This window comes from Pseudomonas sp. FG13 (assembly GCF_057809755.1).
This window is the reverse complement of record NZ_JBMDKO010000001.1, coordinates 380,884-394,319: the sequence shown is the minus strand read 5'-3', so window position 1 is coordinate 394,319 and position 13,436 is coordinate 380,884. Positions and strand designations below refer to the sequence as shown.

Annotated in this window: 12 protein-coding genes; 5 read left to right on the top strand and 7 right to left on the bottom strand. The window is 57.6% G+C overall.

What is annotated here, in order from left to right:
- Window position 1 precedes the first annotated feature (1 nt).
- The 4 genes from ACODTO_RS01750 to gbdR all read left to right on the top strand — a co-directional run bounded on the left by ACODTO_RS01750 (window position 2) and on the right by gbdR (window position 5,023).
- Complete coding sequence (locus tag ACODTO_RS01750) at window positions 2–1,492, top strand: aldehyde dehydrogenase (protein ID WP_489105867.1); 1,491 nt, start codon at window positions 2–4, stop codon at window positions 1,490–1,492.
- A gap of 144 nt (window positions 1,493–1,636) precedes the next feature.
- Window positions 1,637–2,983 carry a dimethylsulfonioproprionate lyase DddP gene (gene dddP / locus ACODTO_RS01745; protein ID WP_024778802.1) on the top strand — a complete coding sequence of 449 codons (1,347 nt, stop codon included), beginning with the start codon at window positions 1,637–1,639 and terminating at the stop codon, window positions 2,981–2,983.
- Between the two features lie 10 nt (window positions 2,984–2,993).
- Window positions 2,994–3,950 (top strand): GlxA family transcriptional regulator, encoded by a 957-nt coding sequence (locus tag ACODTO_RS01740; protein ID WP_489105866.1) that lies wholly within the window; start codon window positions 2,994–2,996, stop codon window positions 3,948–3,950.
- Window positions 3,893–5,023 carry a choline metabolism transcriptional regulator GbdR gene (gene gbdR / locus ACODTO_RS01735; RefSeq protein WP_489105865.1) on the top strand — a complete coding sequence of 377 codons (1,131 nt, stop codon included), beginning with the start codon at window positions 3,893–3,895 and terminating at the stop codon, window positions 5,021–5,023. The genes ACODTO_RS01740 and gbdR overlap by 58 nt, the downstream gene beginning before the upstream one ends.
- A 29-nt stretch (window positions 5,024–5,052) precedes the next feature.
- On the opposite strand, the gene ACODTO_RS01730 is transcribed toward gbdR, so the two are convergent.
- The 7 genes from ACODTO_RS01730 to ACODTO_RS01700 form a co-directional block, all read right to left on the bottom strand.
- A complete protein-coding gene (locus tag ACODTO_RS01730; RefSeq protein ID WP_053193808.1) occupies window positions 5,053–6,048 on the bottom strand; it encodes an isopenicillin N synthase family dioxygenase in 996 nt (331 codons plus the stop codon).
- Window positions 6,049–6,327: 279 nt separating this feature from the next.
- Complete coding sequence (locus tag ACODTO_RS01725; protein WP_024778806.1) at window positions 6,328–6,570, bottom strand: ribbon-helix-helix protein, CopG family; 243 nt, start codon at window positions 6,568–6,570, stop codon at window positions 6,328–6,330.
- 46 nt (window positions 6,571–6,616) lie between these two features.
- Window positions 6,617–7,237: a dimethylsulfonioproprionate lyase family protein gene (locus tag ACODTO_RS01720; RefSeq protein ID WP_254704919.1), complete on the bottom strand. Its 621-nt coding sequence runs from the start codon at window positions 7,235–7,237 to the stop codon at window positions 6,617–6,619.
- 40 nt (window positions 7,238–7,277) lie between these two features.
- Window positions 7,278–8,276 carry an Ldh family oxidoreductase gene (locus ACODTO_RS01715; RefSeq protein ID WP_217505281.1) on the bottom strand — a complete coding sequence of 333 codons (999 nt, stop codon included), beginning with the start codon at window positions 8,274–8,276 and terminating at the stop codon, window positions 7,278–7,280.
- Between the two features lie 88 nt (window positions 8,277–8,364).
- The gene (locus ACODTO_RS01710) at window positions 8,365–9,264 is read right to left on the bottom strand and encodes a glycine betaine ABC transporter substrate-binding protein (RefSeq protein WP_024778809.1); all 900 of its coding nucleotides are present in this window, start codon (window positions 9,262–9,264) and stop codon (window positions 8,365–8,367) included.
- Window positions 9,265–9,466: 202 nt separating this feature from the next.
- Window positions 9,467–10,402, bottom strand: a complete 936-nt coding sequence (locus ACODTO_RS01705; protein ID WP_489105864.1) for an electron transfer flavoprotein subunit alpha/FixB family protein — start codon at window positions 10,400–10,402, stop codon at window positions 9,467–9,469.
- A complete protein-coding gene (locus ACODTO_RS01700) occupies window positions 10,402–11,151 on the bottom strand; it encodes an electron transfer flavoprotein subunit beta/FixA family protein (RefSeq protein WP_024778811.1) in 750 nt (249 codons plus the stop codon). The genes ACODTO_RS01705 and ACODTO_RS01700 overlap by 1 nt, the downstream gene beginning before the upstream one ends.
- Window positions 11,152–11,363: 212 nt before the next feature.
- On the opposite strand from ACODTO_RS01700, the gene ACODTO_RS01695 reads away from it, so the two are divergent.
- Window positions 11,364–13,400 (top strand): NADH:flavin oxidoreductase, encoded by a 2,037-nt coding sequence (locus ACODTO_RS01695; protein WP_024778812.1) that lies wholly within the window; start codon window positions 11,364–11,366, stop codon window positions 13,398–13,400.
- Window positions 13,401–13,436 lie beyond the last annotated feature (36 nt).

Genomic DNA, 13,436 nt, shown 5'->3' with positions numbered 1-13,436 from the left:
AATGGCTGATCTACTGACCAAGGAACAGTACGCGGCCATCGCCGCCAAGTTGGAATTTCCTACCCAGGCATTCATCAACGGCGAGTTCCGGGATGCCCTCTCTGGAAAAACGTTCATCACGACGAACCCGGCCACGGGTGAAAAGCTTGCAGAGGTTGCGGCATGCGATACCCATGACGTCGACGTTGCCGTGGCTGCCGCCAAGCAGGCGTTCGAGGATGGGCGCTGGCATAAGCTGTCACCGGGCGCACGCAAGCAAGTGCTGCTGCGCTTCGCTCAATTGCTGGAAGACAATGCACACGAGCTCGCCGTGCTGGAAAGCCTGGACAGTGGCAAGCCAGTCAGCGAATGCCAGAACGTCGACGTGCCCGATACCATCCATACCCTGCGCTGGCATGCGGAGCTGATCGACAAGGTGTACGACAGTACCGCGCCGACCGGCCACGGTGCGGTAACCCTGGTGGTGCGCGAAGCGATCGGTGTCGTCGGCCTGGTCCTGCCTTGGAACTTCCCATTGCTGATGCTGGCCTGGAAGATCGGCCCTTCCTTGGCCGCTGGCTGTTCCATCGTGGTCAAGCCGGCCAAGGAAACCACCCTGACCGCATTGCGTGTTGCCGAGTTGGCGCATCAGGCCGGTATTCCGGCAGGCGTATTCAATATTACTCCTGGCGGCGGCCGGGAGGCTGGCGAAGCGATCGGTCGGCACATGGATGTGGCAATGGTCAGCTTCACCGGTTCTACCGACACGGGCCGGTTATTTCTCAAGTACGCGTCCGAGTCGAACCTCAAGCGCGTGGTGCTCGAACTGGGGGGTAAGAACCCCGCCGTGGTGATGAATGATTGCGAAGACCTCGATCAGGTTGCCCAGTATGTGACCGCAGGCGCTTTCTGGAATATGGGCGAAAACTGCTCGGCCTCCTCACGGCTGATTGTCCATGAAGACGTCAAGGATGAACTGCTGAAACTGATCGGCAAGCATTTGCGTGATTGGAAAATGGGCGACCCCCTGGATCCTGAAAATCGCCTCGGTGCCATGATCAGCAAAACGCATTTCGATAAAGTGCGCTCGTATCTGGAATTGGCCGCCGAGCAGCAACTCAACGTGACGCAAGGTGGCGGGACTGAGTCCGGCGTCTTCGTCCAGCCGACGATCATCGACGGAGTCGAACGTGAAAATCGCCTGTTTATCGAAGAGATCTTCGGGCCGGTACTGAGTGTCACCAGCTTCAGTACTCTCGACGAAGCCATAGAACTTGCCAACGACACAGTCTACGGCCTGGCGGCATCCGCCTATACCGGCAGCCTGCGTAATGCCTTGCGCCTGTCGCGGGAGATTCGTGCGGGCGTGGTCACCGTCAACTGTTTCGGGGAAGGCGACGCCTCTACACCGTTCGGTGGCTACAAGGAATCAGGCTTTGGTGGTCGCGACAAATCCGTCTGGGCGCATGACCAATACACCGAGCTGAAAACCATCTGGATTGACGCTTCGTAATCTGATCAGGCACGTGCTGTATTGACGACGCTCAGTAGCCCGGTCACCGCTTCACGCAAGCGGTGACCGGGCTATGGACGCCCTTCGGCTTGTTGGTCGCCTGGTCAGGCAGAACCTTTCACAGATTGAACTCTGGACGCCATCATGACTTCTTCACCTTTTTCGATTCCAGCCAACGCCCGACGCATCGACCCAGCCAGACAACGTGCAACTGCATTAAAAAAAGATGGCTCCGCCGAGGACAACGACCGCGTCGAAATAGGCCCCACGCCGCTGGCTTTTGCGGAGTGGGAACGTTTGGGCCTGGAACCGCCCCATCTGCCCACCCTGCGTACATACCGATTGCAACGACTGGTTGATCAGTTGGTAGCCCGTGACCTGGGCGGCATTCTGTTATTCGATCCACTGAATATCCGCTACGCAACCGATACCACCAACATGCAGTTATGGACGACCCATAATCCCGCACGGGCATGCTTCGTCGCCGCCAGTGGACATGTTGTCCTGTGGGACTTTCATGGCTGCGATCACCTGTCCGCCCACTTGCCGCTGGTGACAGAGTTGCGCAGTGGCGCGTCTTTTTTCTTTTTCGAGACCGGTGAGCACACCGACCGACACGCCAGACATTTCGCCGCGCAAATCGACGAGTTGCTGCGCCAACACGCCGGTGTCAATCGTCGGCTTGCGGTGGATCGAATCGAAGTCGCCGGCCTGCGCGCCTTGGATGCATTGGCGATCGAAATTTGCAGCGGCCAGGAAGTGACTGAATTCTCCCGCATGATCAAGGGCCCTGATGAGGTCAAGGCGATGCGCTGTGCGGTGGCCGCGTGCGAAGCTTCGGTAGCCGAAATGCACCAGGCCATGCGTGCCGGCGTGACTGAAAACGATGTCTGGGCCGCCCTGCATGCCGGTAATATCCGCCGCGGTGGCGAATGGATCGAGACCCGAATTCTCAGCTCCGGCCCTCGCACCAATCCCTGGTTCCAAGAGTCTGGCCCACGGGTGTTGAGCGACGGCGACCTATTGTCATTCGACACGGATCTGATCGGCACCTACGGCATGTGCGTGGACATGTCCCGCAGTTGGATCTGCGGCGGGCTGGAGCCTACGGCCGAACAGAAACGCCTGTATCGAATTGCCCATGACCATATCACCCACAACATCGAGCTGATCAAGCCAGGCGTGCGCTTCACGGAGCTGACCAAGCAGTCGCATCGGCTGCCCGAACTCTGCCGCGCCCAGCGATACGGCGTGCTGTTCCATGGCGTCGGCCTGTGCGACGAGTACCCCAGTATCCGCTATCCGGAAGACTTGGAATCTTACGGATACGAGGGCGAGCTGCAGCCAGGCATGGCCCTTTGCGTCGAAGCGTACGTGGGTGAAGTGGGTGGCCGCGATGGCATCAAGTTGGAGAACCAGTTGTTGGTCACCGAAACCGGCTATGAACTGCTGACGCACTACCCTTTCGACGACAGTTTTCTGCAAGCATGAAACTTGATCGATGAATCAGTTAACCGTGTGTCATCAAACATCAAGCATCGGCTTTCTCTTGCTTGAGAACTTCTCACTGACGTGCTTTACGCAATGCCTGGACGTGCTCGTGACGACCAATCTGATTCGGCCAGGCTCGGTAAAAGTTCATACATTCAGTTGCAACGACTCCGAAGTCACGAGCGACCTGGCCATCCCTATCAGGCCGGATACCCCGCTTACCGACATTAGAATCGCCGCCCTGGATCTGATGATTGTCTGCGGTGGGTTGCGTACGCCAAGAGTCGTGCCTGACGGACTGGTGAAACTCTTGAACAAGCTCGCCAGCATGCCCATTGCGCTCGGTGGGTTGTGGAATGGCGCCTGGTATCTGGGTAAAGCCGGGTTGTTGGATGGCTACCGCTGTGCCATTCACGCAGAACAACGGATCGCTTTATCCGAATGTTCACCCAACACAAATGTAACTCTGGACGCCATGGCAATTGATCGAGACCGGCTCACGGCGGCCAGCCCCGCGGGGGCATTTCAAATGATGATCAAGTGGCTTTACGCAACGCTTGATCAGGATGTCGTGAATGCGGTTTTTGAGCTGCTGGATCATGACCAGTCCAGGTTTCGTACATCAGTGCCGGTTCAAGATGGCAAGGTCAGCGCCGCGCTACGAGAAATCATCACATTGATGGAATGTAACCTGGAAGAGCCGTTGAGCCAGGATCAACTCGCCGAGTGTGTTCGGCTATCAAGACGCCAAGTGCAACGCCTCTTCCAGGAACAATTGGGAATTCCTCCACAACGTTACTACCTGGCATTGCGCCTTAAAGGCGCCCAGCGCCTGATACAGAACTCAAGCCTTACGATCATCGATGTTTCAATCGCCTGCGGCTTTGCCTCGACCCCCCATTTCAGCAAATGCTACAGCTCTTTTTTTGGTTATCCACCGTCGAGGGAAAGTCGCCACGAACTGTGAGAGCTGCACGGGTACGTAATATCCAAAAGGAGCGCAACATAGTGTCCACTTCGCAGCCCCCTGTCCCACAATCCGTCGGATTCCTGCTGTTGGATGGCTTCACTTTCATTTCCCTGGCATCAGCGATAGAACCCTTGCGCATGGCCAATCAGCTCTCCGGTAGAGAGTTGTACCGATGGTTCACCCTGGGCCAGGACGCAAAGACCGTGCGTGCCAGCGCCGGCTTGCAAATAACACCCGACACCAGCATGCAAGAAACCCCTCCGTTATCCACCGTGATCGTGTGCGGCGGAATGCATATCCAGGACAGCGTCAGCCATGAACATGTGCTTTGGCTGCAGAGCCAAGCCCGCCTGGGTTGCAAGTTGGGGGCCATCTGCACAGGGAGCTGGGCGCTGGGCAAAGCCGGACTGTTGGAAGGACACCGATGCAGTGTTCATTGGCAATGCCTGGAGCTGATGCGCGAAGCGTTTCCAGTGGCAGATATCACGCCACACCTCTTCTCCATCGATAGAAACCACTTGACCTCATCGGGCGGCACCGCACCGATGGACATGATGTTGCACATCATCAGAAGCGAGCATGGCCGTGAATTGGCCGCGGCAATTTCCGACATGTTCATGTATGAACGTATGCGAGATGATCAGGATCAGCAGCGCATACCGCTCAGGCATACACTGGGCGCCAACCAGCCCAAACTGCAAGCGGCCATCCTGTTGATGGAGGCCCATCTGGACGCGCCCCTCGAACTCAAGGTGCTGGCATACAAGGTCGGGATTTCACGGCGCCAACTGGAGCGGTTGTTTCAAAAGTACTTGGACATTTCTCCGTTGCGCTATTACCTCAAGCTGCGCTTAGTCCGGGCGCAGCAGTTGTTGAAGCACTCCCCATTATCCATCCTGAAAATAGGTACGCTGTGCGGCTTTGGTTCAGCAGACCAATTCACCAGAAGCTATCGAGGGTATTTCGGCGTCACGCCACGTCATGAACGCACTTCGTCGAATACCCATGGGACAACCCCTGCACATTCCCAGGCAGCCACCGCCTCCACGCAGACGGTGACCGGGTTTTAATGGGCTCAGATAAACGGAACGTAGATCAACTAGTGGCTGGCGCCTTCGATAGGCTGCAGATGGGCATAGCTGGCGACAAAGCGGCTGTATTTGTGTTGACCGCAGGTGTAAGGCGCGTACTTGGCCGGGTTATCGGCACTGATGCACGTGGCGACGGTCTCAACCGGCGCGTCAAAGTCCAAGTCAATGAAGAAGGGAATGGAATACCGTTCGACGCCGCTGGTATTGATCACGCGGTGCATGGTCGACGTGTAGCGATCATTCGTCAGGGTTTGCACCAGATCACCGATATTGACAATGAATGTGTCCTCCACCGGTGGGGCGCTTACCCATTCTCCAGCGCGATTGCGTACTTGCAAGCCGCCGACCTTGTCCTGGAAAAGAATCGTCAGAAAACCATAGTCCGTGTGCGCCCCGATCCCGATTTCCTTTTGTGAAATTTCGCCACTCTGCGAGGGGTAGTGCAACAATCGCTGAATGGTGATCGGCTTGCGTTGCAGTTTTTCAAAGTAGTCCGCGGGCAGATCCAGGCTGAGGGCAATGGCGCTGATGAGCTTACGAGCCAGGTCAAGCATCGCACGATGATAGGCCTCGCAGACGTCGGAAAATTGCGCGGGCTCTGACGGCATCAGGTTCGCCCCGAAGAACGGAGACACTTCATCATCATGGGCGCCGTAGTCGAAGCACTCCTTGAAATCGCGGGTGTTTTCCGGATCGACGTTTTCCGCGTACATGGGAATGTAGCCGCGAAGCGTGGGACCTGAATGAACCACGTTCAGCTCATTCTTTTTATCAAAAGGCAGGGCAAAGAAATTTTTTGTCTGAGCGTACATCGCGTCTATCAAGGTGCGAGAAACGCCGTGATTCCTGATATAGAAAAAACCGACTTTCTCGCAAGTTTCGCCGATCTGGCGCGAAACTTTCAGTGGATCGCTCCCATCCAGTAATGGCGCGATATCAATAAAAGGGATTTCTTCAAACGTAGTCTGTTTGCTTGCAAGCCGGGCATCGGTCAGCTGAATCATCGGTATTCCTCAACAAAAGCGCCGCGTTTTAGTTATTCTGAAAAAGTTCCAGCGTACGAAATCAAGAGCGTTGTTCTTGACCCTTATGCTGAAATCATTGTTCAGGACTGAGCGGACACCAACAAACCATTTTTCATTCAATACTCATGAGAAAAAATCAATCATGAAAACTGAATCAAGCCTATAACTCCTGATGTTATATGCATGTCATTTCAGGGTTTGTTTAAGTCAGGTTTCGTTGATCGTTAGACTTGGCAGATTCAGGACACGTTATCAGATTCATTCATCCGTATTGCAATCTTTGCGAAGCCGTCGTGCAAGGCTGTGGCGCCTCGTATCTTTCTCCAAAAACTCAACCGCTATGAACGCTTCGATACCCGCTCCAGCTTCAACTTTCTCGATAAAACTCAGAATCGCCTTCCTCATGAACCAGTGGGAGGTGCGATCCAGCTTGGCTGATGCGGACTTCAGCCTGGCCCGCGTTTCCTCGTCCAACTTGATGCCCTGTGTGGTCACTGCCATATTTCTTTCCTCAATCATTAACCGAGTTCGTTCTTATAACGAGCCACTAATGCATCAAGCTCCACAGGGCCAGAAGCGGAACGTTTGTCGATTTCATGGCATGGACACAGGATGGAAAGTTGAACACGACGCCCCCAGCCCCGGGCGTCCACCACCCCACATCCTCGCGATACCAGTCGCCCGGCGACAGAACGAGATAGAACTCGGCAGGCGGGTGCTGGTGATAGGGATAGCAGGTCTGCGGCATCATGAGCGCCAACCCCAAGGTCAAGGTGGAACATTCCAGCAATCCTCCCGGCCCGGCGATTATGCCGTGACGATGTCGCTCCACGAAAGCGCTGTCCTGGTCGGCCTGGGCCTGGCGGTTTATCCAAGGGACATGGGGCAAGAGCGTGCCTAACGCGTCCCATATCGATACCAGGTCATCATCGCTCCTGGGCGCCGCGTGAAGGGCTTCGGCTAAATGAGGCGCCAAAAAACCTGGCAACGCGCTTGAAGTTTTCGCCGGTTTGCGAATTGTCCATTGGGCCGCATTCAGAGATGCGGCGTGCGCCTGCGCCTCATCGCAAAGGCTGCCCGACAGGACGTTTTGCAGCGAACGCTTCAGCCGTTCGCCGCTGCGGATAATGTCCCGCTCCCACGCCATATTTTCAGTGCTGTTCATCATCGTTTTCGCCCCCTTTTCCCAAGCGATGTATCGAACGAGCTTACAAACGGCTCAACTGTTCCAGCAGACCAACAGAAACACGGATCCCATCATTCTGGGCGTTGACCGTTGCGTGTTGCCGCTCCCATCCCGGTCTGTGAACGCCCATTTGCGTCAAGCGAGCCATTTGGTTGGCAAGCCGCTGCTCGAATCCCTCTGAAAAATACGTCGGCGCTAAAAGCAGTATCAACAGGCCACAGCCAGGCGACTGGGCCCCCTGGTTGAACGCCGGCGCATCCAGCGACCAGTTGGCGCCCGTGAGCCCCGCTGCCAGTACTTCGACCATGAGCATCAGGTTGGCCCCGCGATGACCACCAAAAGGCAGCAACGCACCACTCAGCGCTGCCAGGGCGTCACGTGTTCCGTTGCCATACTGGTCAACCGCCCATCCCTCGGGAATACCGCTGCCTGTCGAGGCGGCATGGGCGATGTTCACGAATGCCGTGGCACTGCATGCCTGGTCGAACAATAGCGGGACGCCATCGGCCGAGGGCGCGGCAAATGAGATCGGATTGGTCGAGTAGGTCTTGCCCCTGGCACCAGGAACGGCAACCAGGGCCGGCCCGTTTGCGACCGCCAATGCGATCAGTCCGGCCTGGGCAAACCGCAGCGTGTAGTCGCCGAGTTCACCGCTGGTGAAACTATTGCACTGGCTCAACGTGGCCATGCCATTGACATGCGCGGCATGACACAACGAATCGAAACACCGGTCGACGCCGAGCTGGGCAATTCCACCTTGGGCATCAGATTTGAAGATGATTGCGCCGGCGCGGCTGATGCGTGGCTCGACACATGGATTAATACGTCCGGAGGAAAAGCCCGGTAAATAGTCGGCGAGGTGTCGAAACCCCACGGCCTGGTTACCACGCGCTTGCGCCGCAACGGTGGCGTGGGCTAATGAATTGGCCACCGCTGGGGAGCAGCCCTTCGATTCGCAGAGATGCTTCACCCAGTCGACCGCTTCATCAAGGGTAAAGCGACGATAGGCTGTGGTATTCAAGGGTATCGCCTGGATGTTCGTTCGAAGAATCCGGAGCCCTTTGCGAAGGGCTCCGGACGGCAACACAACTATTGGCTGGCAGCAGCCATTATGGGGCTGGTGTTGCGGAGGCGGTCTGGCTGCCGAACATCGCGTCGAAGCGGGGCTTGTTGGCGGCGTAGTACTCTGCAACTACCTTGTCTGCCGAACTGTCACGGGCGGTCGCCATCAGCTTCTCGAGGTCGCTCTTGGGAATCTTGAAGTTGGCGAAGAACCGGGCGACATCGGGATGTTCGGCGCTGAAGCCTTTGCGGGCAATCGCGTGAATTTGCTCGGCACCACCAAAGATCTGCTTCGGATCGTCCAGGTAGCGCAGTGGCCACTTGGCGAACATCCAATGTGGACTCCAGGCATTGATCAACGCCCATTTGTCACGCTTGAGGTTGCGATCCAGCTCGCTCAGCATGCCCGACTCCGAAGAGGCAACCATCTTGTAGCCATCGAGTTTGTATTCCTTGATGGCCTTTTCCGTCAGTTTGTACTGACCGTTGCCCACTTCCGATGTCAGGATCTTGCCGCCGAGTTTTTCCCGCACCTCTGGCTTGTTGAGGTCCTCGACACTGGCAATCTCGCTGGTGGGAATGGACGTTGGCACGGCCATGCCGATCCGGCCTTCATACAGCACGCCGAGGTCTTCGAGCTTGTCCTGGTATTTGTCGTAGAACGACTTGTGGGTGCTCGGTAGCCAGACCATCGGGATCAGGTCGATATTACCGTTGGCCAGGGCCTGGAACTGAATGCCAATATCGGCAAGTATCAATTTGACCGGTTGTTTCAAGTGGTCGCGCAATGCTGTATCTGCCAGCTTTACAGCAATTTCCGTATCCGACCAGTTCACCCATCCGATGCGGATTGGCGTGGGCTCCTCGGCGTGGGCCATCAGGCTGCCGGCGGCCATCGCCAGGCCCGCAAACCAGCCGATACAAGTTTTGCTGGACAACGTCATCATGGTGCATCTCCGCGTACTGTATTAATAGTTATTGGCAGGGCAGAAGAAGAATTAACGCTCCCTCATCAGAGCAGAGTGTTATTACGCTCCTCAAAGGCTTTAAAGTCGTGCATGAATAAATTTTATTATGCGAAAAAGCTTCCAGCTCGTTCGGTCGCTCGGCCCTCCCCCGCCCTTTGGCGGAACTCATCAATGTAAGCACTCACAGTGCTTTTTCGAGTGCCGGTAGCGCCTCGAACACATCCGCCACCAACATGTAGTCCGCCACCTGGGCAATCGGCGCTTCGGGATCCTGGTTGATCGCAACGATGACCTTTGAACCACTCATGCCGGCCAGATGCTGAATGGCGCCGCTGATACCTGCCGCAATGTAAAGCTCTGGTGCGACGATCTTGCCCGTCTGCCCGACCTGCAAATCGTTGGGGGCAAAACCCGAATCGACTGCGGCACGCGATGCGCCTACGGCACCGCCTAGCTTGTCTGCCACTCGCTCGATCAAGGCGAAATTTTCTTTGCTCTGCATCCCGCGTCCACCGGACACGACGACGCGGGCGCTCGACAGATCAGGCCTTTCGCTGGCCGTCAGTTGCTCGCTCACGAAGCGCACGTTGCTCGCGTTTTGTCCGCCCTCTACCGCCACCACTTCGCAGCGATGCTGCTGGGACGAAGCCTGGGCGAACGCCGAGGCGCGGACCGTGAGCAACTTGATCGGATCGAGGGACTGCACGGTGGCGATGGCGTTACCGGCGTAAATGGGCCGCTGGAAAGTGTCCGCCGAGACAATGTGGGTGACGTCGGACAGCATGCCGACATCCAGGCTGGCCGCGACCCGGGGCAGCACGTTGCGGCCCATACTGCTGGCGTCGGCAACGACGTGCGTATAACCGCCGGCCACCAGTGACGTGATCAGAGACTGGATATTTTCGGCCAAGGCATTTTCGAATATCCCCCCCTGCGCCAGGAGCACCCGATCCAGACCCTGGATCAGCACCGCCTGTTGCGCCACTGCCGATGCGTCAGCCCCACCCATCACCAGCAAATCCATCTTGGCGCCCAGGGCCGTGGCGGCGGTCACGGCACTCCACGTACCTGCCGTCAGTTGACCGGCGCTGTGCTCGGCGATCACCAATGTACGCATCAAATCACCCCCGCAACGTTTTTCAATTTATCCACCAGTTCGGCCACCGAACCGACGTTGATTCCCGCTTTGCGCACGGCAGGCGGGACAACTCCTAATAATCGAGCGTGTTCCTTCACGCTTGCGCCCAAGGTGTCAGCGGCAATGATTTCAAGCGGCTTTTTCTTGGCTTTCATGATGTTGGGCAACGAGGCGTAGCGCGGTTGGTTCAGCCGCAAGTCGCAGGTCACCACCGCAGGCATGGCGAGGGCGAGCACCTGGCTGCCACTGTCGACCTCTCGCTCGACGACCCATTGACCATCCACCTGATTGATGGCTGAGGCGTAGGTGGCCTGACCGCTGCCGATCAACTGCGCGACCATTTGCCCGACCTGGTTGTTCTCCTGGTCGATCGCCTGCTTGCCGAACAGGATCAATTGCGGCTTTTCCTGATCGATCACTTTGCTCAGGTACTTGGCGACATTGAGCGGCTCAAGCACTGCATTCGTCTCGACCAACAGCGCCCGGTCCGCGCCGAGTGCCAATGCCGTGCGCAGTTGTTCCTGAGCGGCCGACGTACCCACGGAGACAACCACCACTTCGGATGCCACCCCCTTCTCCTTGAGGCGTATCGCCTCCTCCACCGCGATTTCGCAGAACGGATTCAAGGCCATCTTCACGCCACCGAGCTCGACGTCTGAACCGTCGGCTTTCACCCGGACTTTCACATTCGGGTCGATGGCGCGCTTTACCGCAACGAGCACTTTCATAGTTCTTCGCACTGCCCCCTGGCACTTTGGATCGATGCGGGATGGCCGGACGCACGCGCCGTACCACCCCTGTTTCGACTGGATGGTAATCCCGGTTTTTCCGCCACGCAAGAAAAATGTACACCTATGTCTTAATCATTGACACACATGAACATTCAACATACCGTTATGTCAAAACCAAGCCTGATGTTCTGTTCTCGGAGCGCAACACCATGTCCAGCGATCCTCTGCTGCAGCCCTATAAGATCAAACACCTGACCCTCAAGAACCGGATCATGACCACCTCTCATGAGCCGGCTTATCCTGTCGACGGCATGCCGAAGGATCTGTACCGCGCCTATCATGTCGAACGCGCCAAGGCTGGCGTGGCACTGACCATGACGGCGGGCTCCGCCGCCGTTTCCCGTGACAGCCCGCCAGTGTTCAACAACGTGCTGGCGTACAAGGATGAAGTGGTCAAATGGATGAAGGATCTGACCGACGAATGTCACGAACACGGCACGGCGGTGATGATTCAACTGACTCACTTGGGGCGGCGCACACGCTGGGACAAGGCCGACTGGCTGCCGGTCGTCTCACCCTCCCATCGCCGCGAAGCGTCCCACCGGGCTTTCCCGAAAAAGATGGAAGAATGGGACATCGACCGCATCATCAAGGACTATGTGGACGCCGCCGAACGCATGAAGGCCGCCGGGCTGGACGGCTTGGAACTGCAGGCCTACGGACACCTCATGGATCAGTTCTGGTCGCCACTGACCAACGACCTTGATGGCCCCTACGGCGGTTCGCTGGAGAACCGGTTGCGCTTTACCTTCGACATCCTGCGCGGCATTCGCCAGCGCTGTGGCGAGGACTTCCTGTTGGGGGTTCGCTACACCGGCGATGAAGATCTGCCCGGCGGTTTCGGTGCCAAGGACGGCATCCAGATCTCGCACATGCTCAAGGACAGTGGCCTGGTCGACTTCCTCAACGTCGTTCGCGGCCACATCGATACCGATGCCGGCCTCACCGACGTGATTCCGATCCAGGGCATGCGCAACTCCCCGCACCTGGATTTTGCCGGCGAGATCCGCTCGGCCACCGGCTTCCCCACCTTCCATGCCGCGAAGATTCCCGACGTCGCCACCGCCCGCCATGCCATCGCCTCTGGCAAGGTGGACATGATCGGCATGACCCGGGCGCACATGACCGACCCGCACATCGTGCGCAAGATCATCGAGAAGCGCGAAGAAGAGATCCGCCCCTGCGTCGGCGCCAACTACTGCCTGGACCGCATCTATCAGGGCGGTGCCGCGTACTGCATTCACAACGCCGCCACCGGGCGCGAAACCACCATGCCCCACGAAATCCCCAAGGCGTCGGTCAAGCGCAAAGTGGTGGTGATCGGCACCGGCCCGGCGGGCCTGGAGGCGGCACGGGTAGCCGGCGAACGCGGCCACGACGTCACGGTGTTTGAAGTGGCCGATCAACCCGGCGGCCAGATCCGCCTGACAGCGCAGAGCGAGCGCCGCCGCGAGATGATCAGCATCATCGACTGGCGCATGGCGCAATGCGAACGGCTGGGCGTGAAATTCCATTTCAATACCTGGGCCGAGGCCGAGACGGTGCTGGCTGAAAATCCGGATGTGGTGATCGTCGCCACCGGAGGCTTGCCGCACACCGAAGTGCTCAAGCACGGCAATGAACTGGTGGTGTCTACCTGGGACATCATTTCCGGTGACGTCAAGCCGGGCCAGAACGTGCTGATCTTTGACGATGCAGGCGACCATGCGGCCCTGCAAGCGGCCGAAGTCATCGCCAACAGCGGCGCGAAACTGGAGATCGTCACACCGGACCGCTCGTTCGCACCCGAAGTGATGGCGATGAACCTGGTGCCCTACATGCGCAGCCTGCAAGACCTGAACGTCACCTTTACCGTCACCTATCGGGTCGACTCGGTGGAGAAACGCGACGGGCAATTGGTGGCTAACTTCGGCAGCGATTATGGCCAGGTGCATAAACAGCGAGTGGTCGATCAGGTGGTCATCAACCACGGCACCCTGCCCCTCGACGATCTGTACTTCGAACTGCGCCCCCATTCGCGCAACAACGGTGCGGTTGAACAGCATGATCTGATCGCCGGGAAAACCCAGAACATCGTGACCAACCCCGAGGGCCGCTTCCAGCTGTTCCGGATCGGCGACGCGGTGTCGGCACGCAATACCCACGCGGCCATCTACGATGCGTTGCGACTGGTCAAGGACATCTGAAGTCATGCCCCTGATCCTGGATCAGGGGCAATTCAC